Below are 23,652 nucleotides of genomic sequence, written 5' to 3'. Positions count from 1 at the left end.
CAAACACCGGCTGCTGAAAATCACGTGACAACCGCGTTAGGTGCGGATAATTCGATTACCGGTTGACGCTAAATCGCCGGCGGTTTTCATCATCTTGATCTGAAACTCAAAGTTTCGAGACAACGAGATGTTGGTGACGAGCGCATCAATCGCATTGACGTTGCTGCTTTCCTGATACCCCGAGGCCACAGTCACCGCCTCATCGGCGTCAGCATCATTGGCGCCAATCACGCGAAACAGGCCATCTTCGGCCTTGAACAACGCTTGTTTCTCTGGGTTCACCAACTTCAGGCGCCCGACTTCCTGCACCAAGCCACCGCCGAGCGGCACAACGGAAATCGTACCGTCGTTACCGATATCCACATGCTCATATTCCGGCAGTACAATCGGCCCGCCCACGCCCATCACCGGGCGATCCCCCAGCATCAATTCACGATCCGCCGTCAGGTGGAAATTGCCACTGCGGGTATAGGCTTCATCAAACTCCGATGCCTGCACCGCAAAGAACCCCTCGCCGCGGATCGCGACATCAAACGGGTTATCGGTATGCTGCAGAGTGCCCGAGGAAAAATCGGTTCCGCCCATGCGTGCGGCAACTAACGAGCGGGTCGGTAAGCCGTCGCCCTCGATGTCGATCGTTTCGGCCTGTTCGATGTCGGCACGAAAACCGGCGGTGTTCACGTTCGCCAGATTGTTGGCGTGTACTTGTTGCGCCAGCATGGTACGGCTGGCGCCCGACATGGCCGTAAACAGCAACTTATCCATCTAATTACGCCTCGGCCTTATAGGTTCTGGAACAGGATTTGTGTCATTTCCTGTGCGACCTGAATGGTCTTGGCATTGGCCTGATAGTTACTCTGTGCAGACATCAAGCCCACCATTTCACTGGTCAGATCCACGTTCGAGTTTTCATACATACCGGTACGCAGTGCGCCTAGTTGACCGGTACCCGGCGCGCCCACCAACGGAGAACCCGACGCAAACGTATGTGTCCATGCGGTGCCGCCCGCCTGCTGCAAGCCTTCCTGATTCGGGAAGCGAGCCAGTGCCACTTGCCCTTGCTGCTTCACTTCGCCGTTAGAATAACGTGAGTAAACAGAGCCATCAGAGTCAAAATACCAACCGGCAACCTGACCCGGCGCATGGCCATTTTGGGTGTTTTTATTGATAGAAAAATCACTGCCGAACTGGGTCATTTCGCCAATGTCGAATGCAATGTCTAACTCGCCTGCACCGTTAGTTGGGGTATACGCGACGCTCAGGCTACCGGGATCCGGCGCGGTTAATTGCCCTTCGCTATCAAACGCCAGACTGGTCGTCGTTTTTTGGTCAACATCCCCGTCCACCACAGCATGCACTTGCCATTCGTTATCGGCGGTTTTCACAAAGTATTGCGTCACTTCATGCTCGCCCCCCAGCGAATCAAACACTGTGGTGGTGGCGCTAGAAGTAAAAGTAGAGGGGTCTTCCGGATCAAACGGGCTGGCTTTCACATCCGTGATGGCAGCGTTCGCATCCAAGTTAATGCCCAATTCCGCTTTATCGGTTTGTTTGGATGGCATGTCACCGGTTTCAACACGCAGATCAGACAAGGTGCCGGTTTGCAGCGTGCCCGTTGCGGTTACGCCATACCCTTGCAAACGACTGCCATCACCGCTGACGATGTAACCGTCAGCATCCATCGTGAATACACCATTACGGGTAAACAAATCCTGACCGTTGCTGTTGATCATGAAGAAGCCTTCACCGTTGATCGCGAGATCACCGTTACGGCCCGTCGGGGTAGTGGTGCCCGTCATAAAGCTTTGACGTACGGCTGCCACTTCCACACCGTTCATCTGGCCGCCACCAAATTCAGGGGCGTAAATGTCCTGAAACTCGGTACGTGATGATTTGTAGCCAATGGTGCCCACGTTGGCGATGTTATGGCTGATGGTGTTCATTTGTTCAGAGGTGGCGCGCAAACCGCTCAAACCCACATTAATTGACATGATGCTTCCTTATTCTTGTGATTATTTAAGCGGTGATTTCACGCATGTCGTACATCGACATAACGCCTACGCCTTTCAGACTCAGCATGATGGCGCCGCCATCGGCCGGGATGTTGACCGACTCAACGTCTGCCGCGATCATGATCTTCTGTGACCACGCCTCACCGCCGGTTTCGGCCATCACTTCAAAGCTGTATTCGCCAGTGCCCAGCTCATCACCATCAATGGTGAATTCCGCCATACCCGCGCCCTGCGGCCCTAACTCAATTTTGTCGACTAACTCGCCGCTGTCGTCATACACCATCACTGTCGCTTTATCGACAGCCTGATCAAACTTCACGCGGCCTTCTAGCGTCTGGCCTTCGCTGACATCCAGCTCGCCTTTGACATCCATCAGCACTTTTTTGCCGACCAAATTCGTCGCTTGCAGCATCTCTAGATTGGTGATGCCGATGTTCATGTTCATCATGCCCATCTTGACCCCTTCCAGACTTTCCACCGCAGACATCATGCCGAGCTGGGTCAGGTACTGGGTACCGTCGGTCGGGTTAAGCGGGTTTTGGTTTTGGATTTGCGCGACCATCATGGTCAGAAAATCGTTACTGCTCGGAACGGTGCCATTGCCGTTAACGGTCGGCTCGTTCTCGGTGCGAACTTGCTCTTGGCTGTATTGGGCCGTGGTTCTAATTTGCGCTAAGCTCATGCTCTACTCCTAGCCTGTCTGGCCAAGGCGCAAGATACTTTGCTGCATACTGCGCGCCCGACTCATCACATCCACATTGGTTTCAAAATTTCGCGAAGCGGCCATCATGTCTGCCATTTCTTCCACCACGTTCACCGTGGAATGGAACACGTAACCGTCTTTATTGGCTTGCGGATGGTGTGGTTCGTAACGACGACGCAAAGGTTCATCGCTTTCAATCACATCATCAACCTGCACTTTCGCCCCGGGTACGGCACCATTTAAATCAAACATCACGGTAGAAAAAACCGGGCGCTTGGCACGGTAACCGTCAAGCTCTGAGCCAGAAACCACGTCCGCATTCGCCATGTTGCTCGCCACGGTATTCAGACGGATGGTTTGTGCTGACATTGCGGAACCCGCAATTTCATAAATACTGGAAAAAGACATGCTTACTGCCCATTAATGGCCTGTTTCAGGCCGCTGATTTTCATATTGAGAAAGCTCATGCTGGTTTCAAATGCCATGGCATTACCTGCAAATTCCGCTTGCTCAACCCCCAGTTCCACCGTGTTCCCATCTTGCGAAGGTTGCTGTGAAACCCGGTACATCAACGCGTGTTCATCCGGTCGCTGGCGACGCGCCATATGCTGCTGGCGCGACGTGCTGGCCGCCTGCTTCATGGCCTCATCAAAACTGATATCCCGCGCTTTGTAATGGGGGGTATCGACGTTGGCAAGATTACTCGCCAAGACCTTGGCGCGTTGTGTTCTAAAGGCCAATGTATTAGGGTGTACCCCCAATGCTTGTTCAAAATTGATTGCCATCAGAGTCTGCTATTCCGAACCATAATGGGTGACTCTATACACTATTCATGCCAACTTTATTTCAATTGAAAATCAAAGACTTAATAAGTGACCATTCTGAATGAACACCCGGTGCGGAAACCCTGCTTCCGCTCGGACACCGGCCGGGCCATCGTCCTGTGCTCATTGCTCGGTACCGCCTTGCCCGCGCAGGCGGATTCGCTCTCGCAGCAGGTTAAGCACTATCTGCAACAAACGGTTGGCCGCTATGCAAAAACACTCGGCAGTCGAGACATCACGATCCAGCTACGATCCCTGCCCGGTGAGGCTGATTGTGATCATCCCGTCACCCTACGCCTTAATAATCCTGAGCAACCGATCGGACGCGTGAGCGTGTTACTGGAATGCCAGCGCCCGCAATATTGGAAGGCCCGCGCGTATGCGGATGTGGATATTTACTTATCCCTGGTCACGACCACACGCCAGCTCGGGCGGGGGGATCCCGTGACGGCGAACGCCCTGACGCGGACCCGCACCAGCTTACGTCATCTACGTCAGGGCTATTTCACCCAACCCAGTCAGGTCATTGGCCAGCACAGCCGACGTAAAATCCAACCGGGCACGGTGCTGACACCGCGTATGATCGAACCCGCAGAGTTGATCGCCCGCGATGATGTGATCACCATCATCGCCAAACGACAGGGGTTTCAGGCCACCATGAAAGGGATTGCACTCGAGAATGGGCATTTAGGGGAAAAGATTTGGGTGCGCAATCTCTCCTCGGGCAAGAAGATCATGGCGAGTATCGCGTCTTCACACACAGTGACGACGCAATTTTAGTCAGAAAAGCGGGATCCTTTTTTTGACGGTAATTTCAAAAATAAGGGTTAAGCGGATAGAATTTCGGTCGCTTATGACTATTGGAACCTTGTTGCATCTACAGATATTCAGGCTATCAGCATGATTGGAAAAATCACCTATAACACACAACCGGCTTCGCTGTCTCAGTCCCAGCCAGAAGCCAAAGTGGCCAATAAGGCCACCCTCAATGACACAACACTCTCGCCGTTGCAGCAAGCGCGCCAAGCGTCTGCCCAGCAAAGTGATGTGGATATGGATAAAGTCGCTGCCGCGAAAGCCTTGCTGCGCAGCCGTGACACGGGCGTCAATATCGACAGCCTTGCCAGCAAAATGATTGATTTTTATCAGGATGATGCGTAATGGCAAGCCACGGCCCACTGATCAAACAATTGCTGAATGACTTGGCGCAGGATGTCAAAGGCTATCAGCAGCTTGCGTTGCAACTCAAACAGCAACACCTGCTGCTGACAAACCGTGACAGCACGGCTTTAGTGACCCTGAATCACGATCTTGACCGCCTGATGGGCACGCTGAGTGCGCATGCAAAACAACGTGTGACCAGTATGACAGCGATGGGATTGAGCCCTGACGATAACGGCATGCAGCGCTTATTCAGCGCCTTACCGGATCCCCTCGGCCAGCAAGGTCGTCAATTGTGGCAGCAACTGCATAAGCTGACCTTAGAGTGCCAGAACCTGAATAACCACAATGGCCGCCAACTGGCGCACCAAAAACAATTGATGGATAAACTGCTTAAACCCGAACAGCAATACTGCTATGGGCCTGCTCGTTAACGGCGCATAAAGCGCTGCATCGCCAATTCATCCAACATCTTTTGTTCTTGCTTATCCCGTTGTTGTTGCATCACAGCTTCCCGTTTGGCCACCACCGTCTCGCCCATTTTGACTTGACGGTGCTGCGCCACCAGTCGCTGGTTAAGGCTACGCATTTCCACTTCCGTTAGCGCGATTTCCTGACGCTGTAAGCGGGTAAGGTTATCCACCTGATGCCGAAAACGGCCAATGCCCTTTAGCATAATGGCGGACGTCTGACCGCCACTGGCCACGGTGTAATGCCCTGGAAGCTCTTCCAATAACGCAAGACGCTGCTGGTGCGCTTGATACTGCTGCTGCATGTGACCCTGGCTCTGTTTGAGATCATCAAACTTGCCCTGTTGCTGTTGCTGCCATGTTTTCAATACCGCTAAGCGACGCATCAGAACATCCCTCCAGACAGTTGCAGTAGGTGCATCTGACTATCTTGCAGCGTGACCTTTTCATCCATCCGCTGCTGCAAAAACTGGCAAATGGCCGGATAACTGCGTACCGCTAAGTCCAGTTGTGGATCCTGCCCCGGCTGATAGCCCCCCAACGAGATCAAATCCTGCACCTGACGGTAGCGCGCATACAATTGCTTGATCCGCTGGGCTTGCGCTAATTGATCCGGGCTCACCACTTGTGGCATGGCACGGCTGATCGACTGTTCAATATCAATCGCCGGATAATGCCCTTGCTCAGCCAGTTCACGGTTAAGCACGATATGTCCGTCCAAAATGGCACGGGCGGCATCGGCGATTGGATCTTGCTGATCGTCCCCTTCAGACAACACGGTATAAAACGCGGTGATGGACCCCCGCTCCGTCGCCCCGTTTCCGGCACGCTCAACCAACTGCGGGAGCAAGCTGAACACGGACGGCGGATACCCTTTGGTCGCGGGTGGCTCACCGACCGCCAAGGCGATTTCTCGCTGCGCTTGGGCGTAACGGGTGAGTGAATCCATCAACAGCAACACGTCATGCCCCTGATCACGAAAATACTCCGCAATACGGTGGCATAACACCGAGGCCCGTAAGCGCATTAACGGGGAATCATCCGCGGGTGAGGCAATCACCACCGCATGTTTCATCCCTTCTTCGCCCAGCGAGTGCTCGATAAACTCACGCACTTCTCGACCTCGTTCACCGATCAAGCCCACCACGGTAATTTCAGCGGTGGTGTTACGGGTCATCATGCCAAGCAAGACGCTTTTCCCCACGCCACTGCCAGCAAACAGCCCCATACGTTGCCCTTTACCGACACTGAGCATGCCATTAATCGCTTTGACCCCCACATCTAACTGTTGGGAGATCGGCAAGCGTTTTAACGGGTTAATGCTCTCGCCTTGTAAGCTGATCCGGTGTTCTTGTACAACCGCGCCTTTGTCATCCAACGGCTCACCCAAGCCGTTAAAGACTCGGCCCAACATGCCATAACCCACATTGATTTTACTGTCACCGTGCAGGGGCAAGACCCGGCTGCCCGGGCGTAATCCGGTCGCATGGCGGATAGGCATCAGTACCGAGGCTTGACGATCAAACCCCACCACTTCAGCCTCAATCAGATCGCCCTGATCGTTTTCCACCATACAACGCTGCCCGGTCGATAGTCGGCATCCGACCGCTTCCATGGTCAATCCCGCCATGCGGACCAGACGGCCATAAGTGCGAGCCACAGGCACATCCGGTACCCGATCCATCGCCATGCTGAGCTTTGCGGCCAACTCTTCAGATAAATTACGCATCGGCCAGTAAGGTATCCTTCACCACATCCATGCAGGCCGCCAGTCGCTCTTCACTGTCAACCAAGGCTTCGGAATCAGCGGTGACGACGCGGCAACTGCCGATCTGCAACGTCTCATCGGCTTTGAGGTTCCATTGTGCGACCTGATCCGGCACCAACTCTTGCAGACGCTGGCAGTCCTGTGGACTCAAGAACACGCTCAAATCCGGTTGATGCTCAGGCAATTGCCCCAGCGTTTCTTCAATAAGGTTTACCATTTGGCCCGGCTGTAGGGTCAACTCGGCACGGATCACCTGTCGCGCCACCTTCATCACCAAATCACACAACATCTCACTCTGTTGATGCACGTGCTGATGAAAAGCCTGTTGGATCTGCTCTTTCAGGTGTCCCGTTGCCTGCATCACACTGGCAACGTGCTGTTGGGCGTGTTGACGCCCTTCTTGTAACCCTTGCTGACGGCCTTGCTCCAGCCCGTCCATTTGGCCGACTTGGAGCCCTTGATTGACGCCGTCTTGATAGCCTTGCTCGTGGCCTTTTTGCTGGCCATCTTGAAAGCCATTGTTGAATTCATCTTGGTAACTGCTTCCGCCTTCGTCACCGAACAAGTCATCATCAGGCACCGTTACCAATGGGGGGTAACGGTAATTCCTGAACTCCCCCAGCCTTGGGGCCAAGACGGAAATCGGCCGTTCTTTTTTCATCATTCGACCACCGGCTCACTGAACATCTGCAATTCCACGTCCCCACGTTCGGCCAGCGAACGCAATAGCTGAACCAGCTGATTACGCGCCTCTTCAACCGCACTCAAACGCACGCGGCCTTTGCCTTCAATCGCTTCACGCAAGTACTGCGCCGCACGTTTTGGCATGGTGCCATACAGGCGATCCATCAGATCCACGTCCGCCCCTTTCAGTGCGGTCGCCAACATGTCTTGATCGGCTTCTTCCACCAAACGCTCGAGGGTTTCGTCGCTCTGACGCATCAGCACGCTGAAGTTGTACATCTTGTTTTCAAGTTGATTCACCAGCACAGGATCCAGCTTACGTAGCCCCGCCATCACCCCTTCACTGCGGGTGCCATCGAGACGGTTAATGATCTCACTGGCTTTCTGCGCCCCATCAATCAAGGTACTGTTTTGCTGACCCACCTGAGACAGGAATTTCTCCAGCAACACCTGCACTTCATAGATCATGTCAGGGTGAATTTCGCTCAGGTTTGCCAAGCGGTACAACAAGTCATCAAGCCCGTCTTGTGGCAGCAACGCCAATAACTTGGTTGCCACTTCTGGATCCAAGTACGCCAAGAAGACCGCTTGCATCTGCGGGTGTTCACCGGCAATCAATTCCACCAACTTGTTCGGTTCAAGCCATTGCAGACGTTGCAGGTTGTGCTTGAGCGAATCCCCGTAAATGGAATCCAGTAGTGGCTGAGACAAGGACTGCCCCAGCGCTTTATTCAAGGTGCGCTCAAGGTAATGACGCGAGGCCCCGGAAATCCCCGATTCGGTTTTGAAATCATTGAAGAAGCGGCTGAAGACCGCTTCCACTTGATCTTTCTTCACGGCCGGGATCCCCGCCATGGCGATAGAAAGCTGACGCACCTGCTCACGCTCAAGTTGCTTAAGCACATTGGCGGCCGCTTCTTCACCCATACTCAGCAGCAAAATCGCAGCTTGTTCAATATCGGGTTTACTTTCAGTTGTCTGCATCTTTCGGGGTTATCCATTGTTTAACAACATGCGCAACACGCTCAGGCTCTTTCTCTGACAGCATCTGCAAATACGATGACTGTGCTTCCAGTCCCGTTTCCGGGCTCGGGAGATCGGCCAACATGGCATCATGCGCCATCACCGCACGCGTACCATTGGCAACGGTGGCCGGTACGGTTGTGTCACTGTCTGGCGACACATTTTTCACTGGCGCGTCAACGGCCACAGGCGCCGCCCCTGACACTGATGGCGTGGTGGCGATCGCCGTACTCGTTGCCGCAGCAACCGGTAACGCGTCTGCCGGCGCTCGGGTACGCGCTTCACCCGTCAACAAACGCATAAGCGGACGTACCACCACCAACAAAATCACCAGCATCACAATCGCAGGCAGCAGATAGCGTAAATATTCCAACCAAATCGGCTGCATCCACCACTCAGGCTCACTCTGAATATTGCTGGTTTCAGCGACCGTGAACGGGAAGACATTCACGCTAATGGTATCGCCCCGTGCCGCACTGATGCCCATGGCATTGGTCAGCATGGTTTGCATATCCGCAAGCTGCGCGGCCGTGAAGCTATCAGGTTGACCGTTTAACAGCACCGAAACGCTCAAGCGCTCTAAGGTGCCTTGCTGAAACTTGATGTGTTTTAAGGTTTTATCAATCAGGTACTCGCGCGACGCCTCACCACGTTCATTGGCGTTATTCGGGTCGGCATCCTCGTCCTCTTCCGGTGGGCGGTTACTCAGCGCCCCGGGTACCCCTTTCGCTTCTGCGGCGGTACGACGGTCATAGGACGAGAATTCAGAACGCAGTACACCTTCAGGTGCATAGCGCTCTTCCGTGGCTTCCGTACGATCAAAGTTAATATTGGCCGCGACTTCTATCTGAAAGTTGCCCATGCCCAACATCGGCTGAAGCATCTTGGTAGCACGCTCGATATAGCTTTCCTCAAGGCGTGCCAAGTAATCCAAGTAAGCCCCGTTGGCTTGACCGGCATGCTGCTGCCCTTCATGCGCCGACAGCAGGTTACCGTGCTGATCTATCACATTAATACGATCTGCCGGTAAGTCCGTCACACTACCTGACACCAAATTCACAATCGCGGTGACTTGTGCCGATGACAGCGTTTTTCCCGGCAACAACGACACAACAACCGAAGCGGATGCCAATTCTTTATCACGACGGACAAACAACGTTTGTTTCGGAATGGCTAGATGCACGCGCACATTGCCGACGGCATCCAGCGTCATAATGCTTTGTGCGAGTTCACCTTCAAGGCCATGGCGATAACGGGCACTTTCCATAAATTGACTGGTACCGAGACTCGCATCCTGCGACAAGATCTCTAATCCCGTCGGCACTTGTGCTTTCACGCCTGCGGCAGCCAATGCCATGCGCGCCTGTCCGATGACGCTGCGCTCCACCATGACACTGCCTTGCTGGGGCTCAATGTAAAAGTCCATGCCTTGCTCTTCGAGCACCGCAATCACCTGCGCACTGTCAAACTGCTCATGCTCGCCATACAACGGACGGTACTGACTGTTTCCTTGCCAGAGCGCAAACACCACACCCGTGGTGACCAAACTGGCCACCAACACCAGCAAAACGACCCCACGCCATGGGGCGGGACGCGCTGTCGATACACCACGGCTCGTCAGACGCTGCCATTGCTGTTTTATCACTTCAGTCACTCAGACGCTCCTTTACACCGGCATACGCATAACATCGTCATACGCGGTCAGCAGCTTATTACGTACCTGCACCATGGCAGCAAATGACAAGCTGGCTTTCTGACTGGCAACCATCGCGCCAACCAAATCATCACTCTGCCCCAAGTCGACCGCTTCCATCTTGGCCGAGGCGGCACGCCCGCTTTGATCCACCTCTTTCACCATGTTGGCGATGATATTGGAGAAATCGACACGCTCACCCTGACCAGAAAAACGCGGGTTGGCCGCAATCTGCAATGGCTCACCCGTTTGTAGCTGGGCTTGAATTTCATGCATCTGGCTTAACGGCAATTGCATGTTCATGATTTTGTCTTGCATCTATCGGATCTCAGTTATCGGTTTGAGGCTTAATTGATCATTGCTTGCTCGGCGGCACTCTCCGCGCCAGCCAACAATTGATTGATATCGAAACCCTGCTCGCGCATGGTCTGAATTTTGTAGCGCAACGCCCGTGTCGTCACACCCAGCTCTTGGGCCGTTTTATTACGGTGACCATTGAAGCGACGTAAGGTGGCGATAATCGTGTCGAATTCCGCTTGTTTGCGGCTTTCCTGTAAATTGGGTTTAACCGCCCAGGTCAATGCCTTGACCTCAGGCTGCGCGACTGGGGCGGCATAATCATTGAGCCCGTCCGGCGAGGACAGTAATGCTGTCGCTGTCGCCATCGCGGTCACAGGCAGCATCAATTCTTCTTCGCGGATAAAACACCCTCGACTCATGACTAATGCTCGCTGCACAACGTTATCAAGCTCACGCACATTGCCCGGCCAATGGTATTCACGCAGGCGCAATTTGGCTGACTCCGTGAACATCGTCGCCCCGTTAGGCTCATGGCATTTCAGCAGGTGATTCGCCAGCGGTACAATGTCGTCCGGTCGCTCACGGAGCGCAGAACACGTCAAAGGGAAAACGTTCAGACGGTAGTACAAATCGGTACGGAAAAGGCCCTGAGCCACTTGCTGTTCAAGGTTTTGATTGGTGGCCGCCAAGATGCGGATATTCAATTTTATCTTCTGGTGGCTGCCTAAGCGTTCGACTTCTCGCTCTTGCAGGACACGCAATAATTTGGTTTGCAGCGCCAGCGGCAGTTCCCCCACCTCATCCAAAAACAAGGTGCCATTGTTCGCCACTTCCAACTTTCCCGCCTGTGCAGAGGCGGCGCCAGTAAACGCCCCTTTGCTGTGACCAAACATGATAGATTCAATCATGGTTTCAGGGATGGCCGCACAGTTAATCGCGACAAAGGGGCCTTGCGCACGTGACGATGAACGGTGAATAAATTGCGCCAGCACTTCTTTGCCCGTGCCACTTTCACCATTGATCAATACGGAGGCATCCGTCTGAGCCACCCGTTGAGCCAGTTGAAACAACTGACGGCTTTGCTCTGATTCCGCGACAACTTGCGCTGACGGGTCTTGCATCACGGCCATGCGTTGCAGTAACTGTGACAAATGACGCGTCTCAAACGGCAGCAACAGGTAATCCATCGCCCCTTTCTTTAGCGCACGCGTCACTTGGCCTGCCTGATGCACATCCGACAGGATCACCACGGCGGCACGATTGCCTTGCCACGACAACTGAGGCATCAGCTCTGCCGCTTCTTGGCCATCGTCCAACATGGCGGGGATCAACAACATATCCCACCGCCGTTCGCCGACCGCCGCCAAAAAGGGCGCGAGTTCACGGACCCAAACGATCTCAATCTCTGGCGTAGCTGATGCCGACAATACATTTTCCAGCACTTCATGATGAGGATGGAAAAGCAGGATATGATTTTTTTGCAACATGTCGTGCCTCTTTACAGTTGAACGATCCGAACTCGAACTCGGCCTTTACCCGCAGGCTGACCCTCTTCCTGAGGATACCGGCCACCATGTGCTCGAACTTCAATTAAAGAAGGCGTAATGCCTTTCTCCACAAACAATGAAGCCACCTCATCGGCCATTTCCTTGGACTGACGCAACTTCACACTACTACGCGCTTGACTGTTCATGTACCCGTCAACCAACACCGCTTTGATGTTCTGTTGTGACTGCAGGTATTGCGCGATACCTTCTACACGGTGCCACTCTTCACGGGTTAATTCCGTCGAAAATGGAGACAAATAGAACGTGCTATCACGGACTTCACGGTAGCTCATCGGCAACAGCTGATTTTTACAGTTTAAGAACGCCATCGCTGCCGTCGGAAAACGGACATTCGACACTTCAACCGTCACGGGTTGCTCCGCTAACGACAAGGCCAGTGAAACCCAGTCCCCTCGGTACAGCGCAGCCAAGATGGCATCGGCTTCATCAATGATGATTTCGCCAGTCAAGGTGGAAACGGTCACCGCGCCGTGTTCATTCAACGGATAAGGGTCAAAGGTATCCCAGCTCGCTGGGATACCTTTGACCCCCACAAATTCAATGCGGGTATCGATATCATTACTTTTGATCTGAAAAACCAGCGGCTCACCGGCATCAAGAATTAATGAGACGTCACCGAAGCCGTCAATATCCTGACTGATTCTGCACTGTTGAGCCGTGCTACTAAATAACCAAGAACTTTCGTCCATGTCATTCATCCATTTATTTTGAGACGAATTTGACACAACAGAGAAAAATAATAGAAAAGACGCCAGAGAGGTCCGGGTATACATTTCAGCACCGTCAATAAAATGATTAATCCAATTTAAATTTGATATAAAACTGCTTGCAGATATTTATATCAATAAATACATCCATATTTTTTCATCTTGTAATAAAACGATTTTTCGATGAGAAAAAGTTAACATTCAGCACAATGACACTCACACAAGATCAACGTGGTGTTCATGTTTTTTAATACTGCTGTACGATACTTTGGAGGGGCGTAGAGTAATACAAGAAGGCATTACTCGTACAGTATCAAGCATTAAAAGAATATATCATGCAGAAAAGTCATTTTTTTGACAATGCACGTCAAATGAATCATGTACACGTTTATGAACAGAACGTGACGGTATTGCATTGTAATTTAATCAATAATAAATCAAAGCCATACATTACGCAGGGTATTTTTCAATCAATAAGACGATAATATTGACAAATTTATAAAAGTTGGAAAAAAGATCATACTTTTTTCAAACATACATTAGTAAATAATGACGCATTATTTATAATCGACCGATCTGCACCGTAGCCCTATGCACTGTTTGTTTATTTATGTGAAATAAGGCATACGCTTAATCCACTTGTTTAATATATTTGATAATGAAGCTAATGAAAAAGAGTAAAGTCATTGCCAGCACAGAGCAGGTTGATATTCGAGACTTCGATTTAGCGAGTCCGGAACACCGTATTGGTGCACTGCAATCGATTATCGATAATATCGGCAAGCAGTTTGAGCGTTTAGCAAGACACGCTTTCCATCACATGCTTCGTCAGTCCACAGACATCAAATTGGTGCAACAAGATACCCTCAAGCTGCAAGAGTACCTGCAGCAAATGAAGAAACCCTCTCTCTATCGAGAGTTCATGGTCTCTCCCCATGATCTGCACGGGACGATTGCCATCGACGGCGACCTACTGTTCTTCATGGTGGATCTCTTCTTTGGTGGCAATGGGATGTCAACCACGAAGCACAACGAATTAAGCGATACAGAACTCCGCCTCGTTGAGCGTTTCTTCACGACGATTTTGCAGCAATTCTCCACCAGCTGGCACAGCATTACCGACTGGCAAAGTCAGCTGCAGGCCAAAAATACCCTGAATCTTTTCAGCCCATTACAGAACAATCAACTGTATCAGGTGTGCCGTTTCACCATAGACATCGCCGGTCAGAAAACCGGGTGGCTTGAAATTGCGCTGCCTTTTGCGGGGCTGGATTTCCTGCGTGATCAGCAGTGCCAACCAACCAACGTCGATACCGACCCTGAACTGCAGGCTAAAATTCAACAGAAAATCTGCCAAGCGCCCATTCGTCTGCACAGCACACTGGCCGAACGTCGCCTTATGCTGGGCCAAATCATGGATCTGAAACCTGGTGATGTCATTCCTATCGAACTGCCAGAGAACGTGATCGTCAGGGCGGGCAGCACCCCTTTATTTGAAGCCAAGGTGGCGGAACATAACGCTAGCTTAGTATTGCATATCCAACAGATTCTTAATCCCTCTCAGGTGTAATCATGTCAGAGCAACTTACTGATTTAAATATCGATCTTAATGATCTTGATCTAGGTGCGCTGGATCAGCAATCCCATGCGGGTGCCGCTGGCCACAGCGCGCAAGACATGAGTTTTATCCGCAATATCCCGGTCAATTTGACGCTGGAAGTCGCCAGTACCGAGCTAATGGTCGGTGATCTTATGAATGTGGGTCTTGGCACCGTGATTGAGCTGGACAAGCTCAGCGGTGAGCCGATGGATGTCAAGGTCAATGGCACGCTGCTGGGTCACGCAGAAGTGGTGATTGTGAACAATAAGTACGGCCTTCGCTTGATTGATGTGATGGATGAAAATGACATGCTGAAAGGCTTGGCAAAGTGAGACCTTGCCTCCGTATTGCTGCGCTAGGGCTGCTCATGCTCTGCCAGCCCGTACTGGCGCAAGATATCCCATTATTGAGTATTACCGGCCCCAGCGGACAAGAAGAGTACAGTGTAAAAATGCAGGTGTTCCTGCTAATGACCGCCCTGTCCTTCTTACCTGCCATGCTCCTGATGGTCACCAGTTTTACCCGTATCATTATTGTACTCGGCATTTTGCGCCAAGCCCTTGGCTTGCAGCAAAGTCCACCGAATAAGGTGTTGATTGGGATCGCCATGACATTAACCTTGTTTATCATGCGACCGGTTCTGACCACGATTTATGATGATGCGCTTGTCCCTTATCAGGCTGGGACATTGACTATGCAGCAGGCCATGGAGACCGCCGCCCCACCGCTTAAAGACTTTATGTTGCAGCAGACCCGAGAAACCGATCTGGAGCAGATACTGCGTATTGCCAATGAACCGATGCCCGACAGTTACGAACAATTAGACTTCTTGCTGTTGACACCGGCGTTTGTCCTGAGCGAACTCAAGACCGCGTTTCAAATTGGCTTCATGCTGTTTATCCCCTTTTTAATCATCGACATTGTGGTGGCCAGTGTGCTGATGGCGATGGGGATGATGATGCTTTCTCCGCTGATCATCTCACTGCCTTTCAAGCTGATGATTTTTGTCATGGTTGACGGCTGGTCAATGACCGTCGGGACACTCAGCGCCAGCTTTGGCTAACCCCGTCAAGCTGACCACACTATCAACACGGGGAAACCCCTAGCACGCTGCCTGTTGCAGCCATGCCGATGAGAGAATAAATGTATGGGTTCTGAATTTGTCGCCACCTTCTTTGGCGATGCCTTGATGATCATCATCAGCATGGTGGCCGTTCTGATTGTCCCTAGCCTGCTTGTAGGACTGGTCGTGAGCGTGTTTCAGGCGGCCACGCAAATCAATGAACAAACGCTGAGCTTTCTGCCAAGGTTGTTGGTCACACTCGGCATGCTGGGCTTTGCCGGCCCGTGGCTACTGCGCACCATGAGTGACTTGTTCACCCGCCTGTTCCTTGATATTCCTCATTTGATTGGCTGACCCATGTACGAATTTACCGCTGCCGAGCTCAATGCCTGGTTTGGTCAGATTTGGTGGCCGTTTGTTCGCCTCGGCAGTGCGTTGATGGCCATGCCCATCATCGGTGGCAGCAGCATTCCCCCTCAGGTACGGGTCATGCTGGCATTGATGATTGCCGTCCTCTCTGCCCCCTTGATGCCAGCGATGCCATCCGTTGATCCGCTGTCGTTACACGCTTTGCTTTATGCGGCACAGCAGGTACTGATCGGCGCCTTTCTCGCGCTGTTGCTGGAGTTTCTATTCGCCATTTTCACCACCATGGGGCAGATCCTGTCCATGCAGATGGGTCTGGGGATGGCGATGATGAATGATCCGGTGAACGGTGTCAGTGTCCCAGCAATGGGAAAATACTACCAAATGTATACCTTCATGCTGTTTCTCTCATTGGACGGGCACCTTGTCGCGCTGGAGATTTTTGTCCGCAGTTTTGACATTTGGCCGGTCGGTGAATTCTTCAGCCAACAGGCGTTATACCTGATCATTCTCCGGTTCGGCTGGATGATGGCGGCCGCCTTACTGTTGGCCCTGCCAGCCGTCACCGCGATGCTGCTGGTAAATGGTGCGTTTGGCATGATGAATAGAGCGGCACCTCAGCTAAACGTCTTCGCGCTGGGCTTTCCAATGACGATGTTATTGGGCCTAGTCTGTCTGTTAATTTCCAATACTGGGCTGCCTGAAAACTTCGTGCGTCTCAGCAGTGAGACGCTCGACATGATGCGACTGCTGGAAGGAGGTGCGCCATGAGTGAGAGCAGCAGTCAGGATAAAACCGAAGAACCCAGTCAACAGAAACTGCGCAAGGCCAGAGAGGAAGGTAACCTTCCGCGCTCCCGCGAACTGGTCACGGCGCTGTTGACGCTGGGTGCTGCCCTGTTGTTCGCCGCGTTTTCCCGCGAGCTGGTGCACATGGCCACGACCATCAGCCAGTTGAGCTTTAGCCTGACAAAGGCACAAGCGTTTGACCCGAACCTGATGATCACCTTGCTGGTCGACAGCGTGGTGGTGATGCTGCGTGTGATTGCTCCGTTACTGGGACTGATGATGGCGATCTCGGTGCTGGCGAACCTGATCCGTGGCGGCTGGAACCTCTCCGGCAAAGCGGCACAGCCTAAATTTTCCAAGCTCAACCCCATCAGCGGGATCAAAAAAATCTTCTCGGCCAAATCATTGGTTGAGCTGGTAAAAAGCGTGTTGAAGGTATCGCTGATTTCCGTAACGCTCTACTACCTCATCACCACCAATATTAAAGACATTATCGCTATCCAGCGAATGCCGCTGAACAGTGCTATCAGCCAGAGTATCGACTTTCTGATGTTGGGATTGCTGAGCTTTGCTTTGGCACTACTGCTGATCGCCCTCTTGGATCTGCCTTATTCCAGCTGGGATTACACCAAACAGCTCAAAATGACCAAGCAAGAGGCCAAGGAAGAACATAAGAACACCGACGGTAACCCAGAAATCAAAGGCCGTATCCGTCAGTTGCAGCGTCAGATGACCCAGCGTCGCATGATGAATACGGTGCCGCAGGCCGATGTCGTGATCACGAACCCAACCCATTATGCCGTGGCGCTGAAGTATGACCTCAACAAGGCCCGTGCTCCATACGTCGTCGCCAAAGCGTTGGATCAGTCTGCGCTCCAGATGCAGGCCATCGCGAAACAACATGACATCCCCGTGGTCGAGGTGCCGCCTCTTACCCGTGCCGTGTATTACTCCACCAACGAGTGGCAGGAAATTCCCGCCCCGTTATATGTCGCCGTTGCCCATATCCTGACGTTTGTGTTCCAGATGGAGCAATACCGACAGGGCCGACAACCAAGCAAACCTCCATTCCCTCGGGTCTCGATTCCCCGAGAACTACGCCGTTAACGGAAGTGTAATGACGCTATGAAACAAAAACTCTCCCCGCTCCTTCGGGCCTTAGCGAAAGGTCAGCTCGGTGTACCGCTGCTGCTGATGACCATGCTGGCGATGGTGATCCTGCCTATCCCGGCTGTCGTGCTGGATATGCTGTTCACCTTCAACATCGTATTGGCGCTACTGGTGATGCTGATCAGTGTGTACAGCCGCAAACCGTTGGACTTTTCCGTGTTCCCCAGCATTTTGCTGGTGGCCACGCTGCTACGACTGGCGCTAAACGTTGCCTCAACCCGCATTGTATTACTGGAAGGTCACCTCGGCGGCGATGCCGCTGGTAAGGTTATTCAGGCCTTCGGTGACGTCGTGATCGGCGGCAACTATGTGGTCGGTATCGTGGTCTTCGTGATCCTGATGATCATCAACTTTGTGGTGGTTACCAAAGGTGGCGAACGTATTTCCGAAGTCAGTGCCCGCTTTACCTTGGATGCGATGCCGGGTAAACAGATGGCGATTGATGCCGATCTGAATGCCGGTATTCTGGATAATCAGGGCGCGAAAAAACGCCGTGAGGAAGTCGCGCAAGAAGCCGATTTCTACGGGTCGATGGACGGTGCGTCCAAGTTCGTCCGTGGTGATGCAGTGGCCGGTATGCTGATCCTGTTCATCAACATTATTGGTGGTGTCAGCATTGGTGTGTTCCAGTTTGGCCTGAGCTTTTCTGACGCTTTCCAGACTTATGCCCTGCTGACCATCGGTGATGGTCTGGTGGCTCAGATCCCGTCCCTGTTACTGGCGACCTCTGCCGCGATCATTGTTACCCGCGTCGCAGACAACAATAACCTGTCCGATCAAATCACCAAGCAAGTACTGGCCTCGCCAACCGCCCTGTTTGTGGTGGCAGGTATCATGCTGATCCTTGGCCTGATCCCGGGCATGCCGCACATGGCCTTCCTGTGCTTCAGTGCCATCGTGGGATTTGCCGGCTGGCGGATGCGCAGCTTCGAGGCGGCTCCCGTCATTGATGATGCAGATCTGCAGCGTGCGGAAGAAATTGTCGAGCAAAATACCTCGCCGGAAAGTAAAGAACTGGTCACGGGGGATATTCCACATATCCATGCCATGAACCTGAATGTGGGCTACCGCTTGGTCAGCCTGATTGACCGTCAGCAAGGGGCTGAACTGCTCAACCGTTTACTGGGGATCCGCAAAACACTGACAGAACAACGGGGCTTTGTGATCCCGCATATTCATATCCGCGATGATCTGGCTTTGGATGCCAGCCAATACCAAATCACCGTACGCGGGGCGGTCGCCGTCAGTGCGGAAGTGGAGGTGGATAAACTGCTCGCGATTAACCCAGGGCAGGTCTACGGCAGTGTCGATGGCATCCTGACCAAAGATCCGGCCTACGGCATGGAAGCTGTCTGGATCACTGCCAATGACAAAGACAAAGCCGTTAACCTCGGCTACACCGTGGTAGACCACGCCACCATTATCTCAACCCATGTCAGCAAAGTGATCAACGACCACATTGAAGACATTCTGGGCCCGGTTGAAGTCACCGGCATCCTTGAGCGTCTGGGCAACATTAACAGTAAGCTGGCAGATGATTTGCAACAAAAACTCACCCACCAACAGCTGCTGCGTGTGTTCCGCCAATTGACCGTGGATGGGGTGCCGCTGTCGGATATGGTCACGATTGCTAACTCGTTGGTCGAATCCGCCGAGCTGACCAAAGATCCTATTTTGCTGGCCGCCGATGTCCGTTGTGTACTGCGCCGCGTGATCTTAGCCAGCTTGATCGGCTCGCGCTCTGACGTGCCGGCCCTGACCTTATCGAACGAGTTAGAGAATATTTTGCTCGGGGCGCTGAGTCAGGCGCAAGCCGGTGGCCATGTGCAACTTGACGGTTTTACCCTTGAACCGACAGTGATTGAAAAGCTACAACGCAGCCTGCCGGAAGCACTGGATAACATGCGACTGAATGGTCACCCGCCGATCCTATTGGTGATGCCACAGCTGCGTCCGTTACTGGCCCGCTATGCCCGCATCTGTTCACGCGGCCTGCAAGTGTTGTCTTTCAACGAAATCCCGGATAACCGCAGTGTGTCAGTGGTGGGCCACCTCGGCTGATCATCGGTAATCGAACGCTTTATAGCGCGTTCTATCACGCGCTTTATCATGCATAGAAACAAACAAGGCCCGACAGCAATGTCGAGCCTTGTTTGTTTCTTACGAAAAGTGATTATCAGCCTAATGGATAACACAACCAGCGTGAGGTAAACATCACGACACTCCGGCCTGTTGATGCTGACGCTGCGTCAACAAAGTACGCAGTTTCAGCGGTTTCACCGGCTTGCTGACAAAGGTAAAGCCGTGCCCTTCGATGGTTTTTCGGGTGGCTTCCGTGCGATCGGCACTGATCACTGCGCCGCGGAAGGTTTGTCCTAATCGTAAACTGCACTGCTGCAATACTTGCAGGCCGGTTTGCCCGTTCGTTAAGTGGTAATCACTCAAAACAAAATCGGGCTGCCAGTCATCGTTAAGTTGCTGCATCGCCGCGACCACGGTTTCCGCTAACCGAACATCACATCCCCAGCGCCCCAGCAACGTTGCCATTCCCAACAAAATGTCGGGCTCGTTATCCACACACAACACCCGCACACCCGCTAACGGCGCCGCGCGCATGTCCGCAACAGGTGCGGGCTGCACCGCCACCCTCACCCCGCGCCGGACAGCGAGCGCAAATACCGTGCCTTCACCCGGCCATGACCGTAACGACAACGGGTGATCCAACACACGGCTGATCCCCCGCGCTATCGCCAAGCCCAGCCCTAAACCGTGCTCACTGCCGCTGTTCTCAATACGGGTAAACTCATCAAAAATATGCGCCTGTTGCGATGCCGGTATACCGGGGCCGTTATCCCACACTTCAATCTGTACCTGATCGCCACGACGGCGTACCCCCAACACCACTTTCCCCTGCGGGTTATAACGAAACGCATTGGTCAAAAAGTTCTGCAACGCCCGACGAAGTAATTTGGGATCAGAGTGGATCACCGCATCACTGTGCACCACGTCAAAGGTGATCCCTTGCTGACGTGCAATCGCACCAAACTCAGCACTCAGGGTCTCCAGCACCTCGCTGATCGGAAAGGCATGCACATTGACCTGCAACTTACCGGCTTCTAAGCGTGAGACATCCAACAAGTCACCAATCAAATCTTCCGCCGCTCCCAGCGCACTTTCAATGTGGCGGGCGAGTTGCGCACTCTCGGCATCTTTGGTCACTTCCGACAGTGTTGACGAGAACAAACGCGCGGCATTGAGCGGCTGCATCAAGTCATGGCTGACCGCGGCCAAAAAGCGGCTTTTAGAATGCGCTTGCTGCTCTGCATGCTGGGTCGCCACCACCAATTTTCGGTTCAGGGCTTCTAACTCACAGGTCCGCTTGCGCACCCGCTCTTCCAAGGTCTCATTGGCTTCTTTGAGCGCCTGCTCAGCATGGCGAAATTGGGTGATATCGGTAAAACTCATCACAAACCCGCCACCGGGCATGGGGTTACCTTGCACCTCTATGACCTGTCCGTCCTGACGAATCCGCGACGAGGTATGGGCGGTGCCGATTTTGAGATGTTCGACCCGCTTGGCCACATGCGCCTCCGGATCGCCGGGGCCACACAACCCCAATTCGGCGTTATGGCGGATCACCTCGGCAATGGGCCGCCCCACTTGGATCAGCCCGGGCGGGAAGGTAAACAGTTCCAAATACCGCTGGTTCCACGCCACCAGCCGCAGCTGTTTGTCGACCACCGCAATGCCCTGACTGATATGCTCAATCGCCCCTTGTAATAGGCCGCGACTGAAATCAAACAGCTCTGAGGCTTCATCGACAATGGTCGCCACTTCTTCCAGTTGCATCTTGCGCCCTTGCAGCGCAGAGGTCAGCACCAAGCGCGCTGACGAGGCCCCGAACACCCCCGCCAGTACCCGTTCGGTGTGGCGGATCAAACTGGACGGGGCTTGCTGATCGGGCGATATACCTTGATACGGTTTAGTATTCTGATCCCCGTACTGTTCGCTGTACAACCGAAAGGCTTGGCGTACCCGTTGACGACCAACAAAACGGGCGGCCAGCATTTCCAACTCGGCCACGGTCACGCGGGTCTGGTATAAGCTGGCATCGCCATCGCCGCTTTCTGGCAACGGCGCCCCCACAAACGACGCCGCTTGTAATCGTTCGGTCAGCGAGGAACGCGTCAGCAACGACACGCCGATATACAATCCGGTGTTCACCAGCAAACTCAGCAGCATGCCCCAGTCAACGCTCGATAAGGTGCCCAACAGCGGCCACGATGGCGGCGTCAGTAACCACAGCAACACATTGGTCTCACTGGTGCCGGCCAGCATCTGGGTTTGCCCCATCATGGTGATGGCCCAAATGGAAATCCCGCCCGCAAGTCCCGCGTAGACCCCTTTGCGGTTCCCTTCTCGCCAGTAAATGCCGCCAATCAACGCCGGGGAAAACTGCGCGATAGCCGCAAACGACAATAAGCCAATCGCCGACAGGGACGGGATCTCCCCCAAGACGTGATAAAAGCCCCATGCCGCCAACAGCAGCAGCAAAATCAGGCCGCGGCGTACCGTGAGCAATAAACCGGAAAAGGCACTGAACTTGCGCCCTGACATGCGCATACGGCGCAGTAATAACGGCAACACCAAGTCATTCGACACCATGATGGCCAACGCAATGGTCGAGACAATCACCATCCCACTGGCCGCCGAGGTGCCGCCCAAATACGCCAGCAATGCGATCCCTTCCGCCCCTTGCTGTAACGGCAAGTTGATGACATAAGTATCGGCGGCGACCTGTGGTAGTAAAAATTGCCCCGCCAACGCCAACGGCAACACGAAGATCCCCATCAGCACCAAATAACCGGGGAACACCCAGCGTGCACGGTGTAGATCTTGCGCCTGCTCATTTTCCACAATCGTGGTGTGGAACTGACGCGGCAAACAAATGATCGCCGCCATGGTGAACAAGGTGTGGATCAGCAAACTGCCCACATTGGGCGAGGTCGGTTGCCATTGGCTGAACGGCACGCTGCTAATCACGGCGTGATCCCACAACAGGTACAACGCAAACACCCCCACCACCATGAACGCAGCCAGTTTCACCAGCGACTCAAACGCCACCGCCATCATCATGCCGCGGTGGTGCTCGGTGGTGTCGATATGGCGGGTGCCGAACAACACGGTGAACACCGCCAGCGCCCCCGTCACCAGCCAAGCGAGATCAGCCTGTCCGGCACCAAACAGTCCGAGACTTTCCCCGCCAATGCTTTCTCCCAGAGAAGGCGCGATTTGTGTCAACCCCATGGTGATCCCACGCAGTTGCAACGCGATATAGGGCAGGATGCCGATCACCGCAATCAAGGTGACCGTCACAGCCAACCCTTGTGATTTGCCATAACGGGCAGCAATAAAATCCGCAATCGAGGTGATGTGTTCGCGCTTGGCGATCAAGATAAGACGGGCCAGCAGGCGCCAACCCAAGGTAAAGACGAGAATAGGAGCGACATAGATAGGCAGGAAGGACCAGAGATCCCGACTGGCTTGCCCCACGGTGCCGTAGAACGTCCACGAGGTGCAGTACACGGCGATCGACAAGCTGTAAATCCATGGCCGCCAACGGGCCATCCAGTGTGTTTTGCGGTCGCCATACCACGCGATCCAGAACAGTAGCCCGAGGTAGGCCAATGTTACCAGCACGACCATCCATCCCTGTGCCATGCGTCATCCCTAATAATTGTTAACAGATTGT

24 protein-coding genes are annotated in these 23,652 nt (G+C 53.3%); 10 read left to right on the top strand and 14 right to left on the bottom strand.

Annotation, left to right across the window (positions count from 1 at the left end):
- Nucleotides 1–36 precede the first annotated feature (36 nt).
- The 5 genes from ACSF8W_RS20180 to flgB are packed head-to-tail and all read right to left on the bottom strand — an operon-like array spanning nucleotide 37 to nucleotide 3,500.
- Nucleotides 37–765, bottom strand: coding sequence for a flagellar basal body rod protein FlgF (locus ACSF8W_RS20180; RefSeq protein WP_500848932.1), 729 nt, complete (start codon nucleotides 763–765; stop codon nucleotides 37–39).
- A 17-nt stretch (nucleotides 766–782) separates the two neighbouring features.
- The gene (gene flgE, locus ACSF8W_RS20175; RefSeq protein WP_500848931.1) at nucleotides 783–1,991 is read right to left on the bottom strand and encodes a flagellar hook protein FlgE; all 1,209 of its coding nucleotides are present in this window, start codon (nucleotides 1,989–1,991) and stop codon (nucleotides 783–785) included.
- Between the two features lie 25 nt (nucleotides 1,992–2,016).
- Nucleotides 2,017–2,694, bottom strand: a complete 678-nt coding sequence (locus ACSF8W_RS20170) for a flagellar hook capping FlgD N-terminal domain-containing protein (protein ID WP_500848930.1) — start codon at nucleotides 2,692–2,694, stop codon at nucleotides 2,017–2,019.
- A gap of 9 nt (nucleotides 2,695–2,703) precedes the next feature.
- Nucleotides 2,704–3,123, bottom strand: a complete 420-nt coding sequence (gene flgC / locus ACSF8W_RS20165; protein ID WP_500848929.1) for a flagellar basal body rod protein FlgC — start codon at nucleotides 3,121–3,123, stop codon at nucleotides 2,704–2,706.
- 2 nt (nucleotides 3,124–3,125) lie between these two features.
- Entirely contained in the window at nucleotides 3,126–3,500 is a 375-nt protein-coding gene (gene flgB, locus ACSF8W_RS20160) for a flagellar basal body rod protein FlgB (protein WP_500848928.1), read from the bottom strand.
- Between the two features lie 111 nt (nucleotides 3,501–3,611).
- On the opposite strand from flgB, the gene flgA reads away from it, so the two are divergent.
- The 3 genes from flgA (at nucleotide 3,612) to flgN (ending at nucleotide 5,134) form a co-directional block, all read left to right on the top strand.
- Nucleotides 3,612–4,319: a flagellar basal body P-ring formation chaperone FlgA gene (gene flgA / locus ACSF8W_RS20155; RefSeq protein ID WP_500848927.1), complete on the top strand. Its 708-nt coding sequence runs from the start codon at nucleotides 3,612–3,614 to the stop codon at nucleotides 4,317–4,319.
- Between the two features lie 120 nt (nucleotides 4,320–4,439).
- A complete protein-coding gene (locus ACSF8W_RS20150) occupies nucleotides 4,440–4,700 on the top strand; it encodes a flagellar biosynthesis anti-sigma factor FlgM (protein WP_500848926.1) in 261 nt (86 codons plus the stop codon).
- A complete protein-coding gene (flgN, locus tag ACSF8W_RS20145; RefSeq protein WP_500848925.1) occupies nucleotides 4,700–5,134 on the top strand; it encodes a flagellar export chaperone FlgN in 435 nt (144 codons plus the stop codon). Before ACSF8W_RS20150 ends, flgN begins: the two co-directional genes overlap by 1 nt.
- Here flgN and ACSF8W_RS20140 read toward each other — a convergent pair.
- From ACSF8W_RS20140 to ACSF8W_RS20105, 8 genes are read right to left on the bottom strand one after another with little or no spacing between them, the layout of a single operon-like run.
- Nucleotides 5,131–5,556 (bottom strand): flagellar FliJ family protein, encoded by a 426-nt coding sequence (locus ACSF8W_RS20140; protein WP_500848924.1) that lies wholly within the window; start codon nucleotides 5,554–5,556, stop codon nucleotides 5,131–5,133. The two genes, flgN and ACSF8W_RS20140, sit on opposite strands and share 4 nt — an antisense overlap.
- The gene (gene fliI, locus ACSF8W_RS20135; RefSeq protein ID WP_500848923.1) at nucleotides 5,556–6,899 is read right to left on the bottom strand and encodes a flagellar protein export ATPase FliI; all 1,344 of its coding nucleotides are present in this window, start codon (nucleotides 6,897–6,899) and stop codon (nucleotides 5,556–5,558) included. Before fliI ends, ACSF8W_RS20140 begins: the two co-directional genes overlap by 1 nt.
- Nucleotides 6,892–7,602, bottom strand: a complete 711-nt coding sequence (gene fliH, locus ACSF8W_RS20130) for a flagellar assembly protein FliH (RefSeq protein ID WP_500848922.1) — start codon at nucleotides 7,600–7,602, stop codon at nucleotides 6,892–6,894. The genes fliI and fliH overlap by 8 nt, the downstream gene beginning before the upstream one ends.
- Nucleotides 7,599–8,606 carry a FliG C-terminal domain-containing protein gene (locus ACSF8W_RS20125; protein ID WP_500848921.1) on the bottom strand — a complete coding sequence of 336 codons (1,008 nt, stop codon included), beginning with the start codon at nucleotides 8,604–8,606 and terminating at the stop codon, nucleotides 7,599–7,601. The genes fliH and ACSF8W_RS20125 overlap by 4 nt, the downstream gene beginning before the upstream one ends.
- On the bottom strand, nucleotides 8,593–10,299 hold the full coding sequence (gene fliF / locus ACSF8W_RS20120; protein WP_500848920.1) for a flagellar basal-body MS-ring/collar protein FliF: 1,707 nt from the start codon (nucleotides 10,297–10,299) through the stop codon (nucleotides 8,593–8,595). The genes ACSF8W_RS20125 and fliF overlap by 14 nt, the downstream gene beginning before the upstream one ends.
- A gap of 12 nt (nucleotides 10,300–10,311) precedes the next feature.
- A complete protein-coding gene (fliE, locus tag ACSF8W_RS20115; RefSeq protein WP_500848919.1) occupies nucleotides 10,312–10,656 on the bottom strand; it encodes a flagellar hook-basal body complex protein FliE in 345 nt (114 codons plus the stop codon).
- A 29-nt stretch (nucleotides 10,657–10,685) separates the two neighbouring features.
- A complete protein-coding gene (locus ACSF8W_RS20110; RefSeq protein ID WP_500848918.1) occupies nucleotides 10,686–12,125 on the bottom strand; it encodes a sigma 54-interacting transcriptional regulator in 1,440 nt (479 codons plus the stop codon).
- 11 nt (nucleotides 12,126–12,136) lie between these two features.
- Nucleotides 12,137–12,895, bottom strand: coding sequence for an OmpA family protein (locus tag ACSF8W_RS20105; protein ID WP_500848917.1), 759 nt, complete (start codon nucleotides 12,893–12,895; stop codon nucleotides 12,137–12,139).
- Between the two features lie 685 nt (nucleotides 12,896–13,580).
- Between ACSF8W_RS20105 and ACSF8W_RS20100 the strand changes: the two genes are divergently transcribed.
- The 7 genes from ACSF8W_RS20100 (at nucleotide 13,581) to flhA (ending at nucleotide 19,961) form a co-directional block, all read left to right on the top strand.
- Nucleotides 13,581–14,483, top strand: coding sequence for a flagellar motor switch protein FliM (locus tag ACSF8W_RS20100; protein ID WP_500848916.1), 903 nt, complete (start codon nucleotides 13,581–13,583; stop codon nucleotides 14,481–14,483).
- Between the two features lie 2 nt (nucleotides 14,484–14,485).
- Nucleotides 14,486–14,845, top strand: a complete 360-nt coding sequence (fliN, locus tag ACSF8W_RS20095; protein ID WP_500848915.1) for a flagellar motor switch protein FliN — start codon at nucleotides 14,486–14,488, stop codon at nucleotides 14,843–14,845.
- Between the two features lie 35 nt (nucleotides 14,846–14,880).
- Complete coding sequence (gene fliP / locus ACSF8W_RS20090; protein ID WP_500849012.1) at nucleotides 14,881–15,576, top strand: flagellar type III secretion system pore protein FliP; 696 nt, start codon at nucleotides 14,881–14,883, stop codon at nucleotides 15,574–15,576.
- An 84-nt stretch (nucleotides 15,577–15,660) separates the two neighbouring features.
- Nucleotides 15,661–15,930, top strand: coding sequence for a flagellar biosynthetic protein FliQ (locus ACSF8W_RS20085; protein ID WP_500848914.1), 270 nt, complete (start codon nucleotides 15,661–15,663; stop codon nucleotides 15,928–15,930).
- A 3-nt stretch (nucleotides 15,931–15,933) separates the two neighbouring features.
- Nucleotides 15,934–16,713, top strand: a complete 780-nt coding sequence (fliR, locus tag ACSF8W_RS20080) for a flagellar biosynthetic protein FliR (protein ID WP_500848913.1) — start codon at nucleotides 15,934–15,936, stop codon at nucleotides 16,711–16,713.
- Entirely contained in the window at nucleotides 16,710–17,837 is a 1,128-nt protein-coding gene (gene flhB, locus ACSF8W_RS20075; protein WP_500848912.1) for a flagellar biosynthesis protein FlhB, read from the top strand. The genes fliR and flhB overlap by 4 nt, the downstream gene beginning before the upstream one ends.
- 18 nt (nucleotides 17,838–17,855) lie before the next feature.
- Nucleotides 17,856–19,961, top strand: coding sequence for a flagellar biosynthesis protein FlhA (flhA, locus tag ACSF8W_RS20070; RefSeq protein WP_500848911.1), 2,106 nt, complete (start codon nucleotides 17,856–17,858; stop codon nucleotides 19,959–19,961).
- A 153-nt stretch (nucleotides 19,962–20,114) separates the two neighbouring features.
- On the opposite strand, the gene ACSF8W_RS20065 is transcribed toward flhA, so the two are convergent.
- On the bottom strand, nucleotides 20,115–23,621 hold the full coding sequence (locus ACSF8W_RS20065) for a PAS domain-containing hybrid sensor histidine kinase/response regulator (RefSeq protein WP_500848910.1): 3,507 nt from the start codon (nucleotides 23,619–23,621) through the stop codon (nucleotides 20,115–20,117).
- Nucleotides 23,622–23,652: the final 31 nt, after the last annotated feature.

The sequence above is a fragment of the Photobacterium sp. 270122K genome, from assembly GCF_059941365.1.
Note: the sequence above shows the minus strand (reverse complement) of the source record. Positions and strands in the feature narration are given on the sequence as shown.

What these genes read in the sequence shown, in the direction of transcription:
- flhA (WP_500848911.1), top strand. Translation starts at nt 17,856, where the DNA reads ATGAAACAAAAACTCTCCCCGCTCCTTCGGGCCTTAGCGAAAGGTCAG.
- flgN (WP_500848925.1), top strand. Translation starts at nt 4,700, where the DNA reads ATGGCAAGCCACGGCCCACTGATCAAACAATTGCTGAATGACTTGGCG.
- fliE (WP_500848919.1), bottom strand. Translation starts at nt 10,656, where the DNA reads ATGCAAGACAAAATCATGAACATGCAATTGCCGTTAAGCCAGATGCAT.
- fliH (WP_500848922.1), bottom strand. Translation starts at nt 7,602, where the DNA reads ATGATGAAAAAAGAACGGCCGATTTCCGTCTTGGCCCCAAGGCTGGGG.
- ACSF8W_RS20140 (WP_500848924.1), bottom strand. Translation starts at nt 5,556, where the DNA reads ATGCGTCGCTTAGCGGTATTGAAAACATGGCAGCAACAGCAACAGGGC.
- fliI (WP_500848923.1), bottom strand. Translation starts at nt 6,899, where the DNA reads ATGCGTAATTTATCTGAAGAGTTGGCCGCAAAGCTCAGCATGGCGATG.
- ACSF8W_RS20150 (WP_500848926.1), top strand. Translation starts at nt 4,440, where the DNA reads ATGATTGGAAAAATCACCTATAACACACAACCGGCTTCGCTGTCTCAG.
- flgB (WP_500848928.1), bottom strand. Translation starts at nt 3,500, where the DNA reads ATGGCAATCAATTTTGAACAAGCATTGGGGGTACACCCTAATACATTG.
- ACSF8W_RS20110 (WP_500848918.1), bottom strand. Translation starts at nt 12,125, where the DNA reads ATGTTGCAAAAAAATCATATCCTGCTTTTCCATCCTCATCATGAAGTG.
- flgC (WP_500848929.1), bottom strand. Translation starts at nt 3,123, where the DNA reads ATGTCTTTTTCCAGTATTTATGAAATTGCGGGTTCCGCAATGTCAGCA.
- flgE (WP_500848931.1), bottom strand. Translation starts at nt 1,991, where the DNA reads ATGTCAATTAATGTGGGTTTGAGCGGTTTGCGCGCCACCTCTGAACAA.
- ACSF8W_RS20105 (WP_500848917.1), bottom strand. Translation starts at nt 12,895, where the DNA reads ATGGACGAAAGTTCTTGGTTATTTAGTAGCACGGCTCAACAGTGCAGA.
- ACSF8W_RS20085 (WP_500848914.1), top strand. Translation starts at nt 15,661, where the DNA reads ATGGGTTCTGAATTTGTCGCCACCTTCTTTGGCGATGCCTTGATGATC.
- fliR (WP_500848913.1), top strand. Translation starts at nt 15,934, where the DNA reads ATGTACGAATTTACCGCTGCCGAGCTCAATGCCTGGTTTGGTCAGATT.
- ACSF8W_RS20065 (WP_500848910.1), bottom strand. Translation starts at nt 23,621, where the DNA reads ATGGCACAGGGATGGATGGTCGTGCTGGTAACATTGGCCTACCTCGGG.
- flhB (WP_500848912.1), top strand. Translation starts at nt 16,710, where the DNA reads ATGAGTGAGAGCAGCAGTCAGGATAAAACCGAAGAACCCAGTCAACAG.
- ACSF8W_RS20180 (WP_500848932.1), bottom strand. Translation starts at nt 765, where the DNA reads ATGGATAAGTTGCTGTTTACGGCCATGTCGGGCGCCAGCCGTACCATG.
- ACSF8W_RS20170 (WP_500848930.1), bottom strand. Translation starts at nt 2,694, where the DNA reads ATGAGCTTAGCGCAAATTAGAACCACGGCCCAATACAGCCAAGAGCAA.
- ACSF8W_RS20125 (WP_500848921.1), bottom strand. Translation starts at nt 8,606, where the DNA reads ATGCAGACAACTGAAAGTAAACCCGATATTGAACAAGCTGCGATTTTG.
- ACSF8W_RS20100 (WP_500848916.1), top strand. Translation starts at nt 13,581, where the DNA reads ATGAAAAAGAGTAAAGTCATTGCCAGCACAGAGCAGGTTGATATTCGA.
- fliN (WP_500848915.1), top strand. Translation starts at nt 14,486, where the DNA reads ATGTCAGAGCAACTTACTGATTTAAATATCGATCTTAATGATCTTGAT.
- fliP (WP_500849012.1), top strand. Translation starts at nt 14,881, where the DNA reads ATGCTCTGCCAGCCCGTACTGGCGCAAGATATCCCATTATTGAGTATT.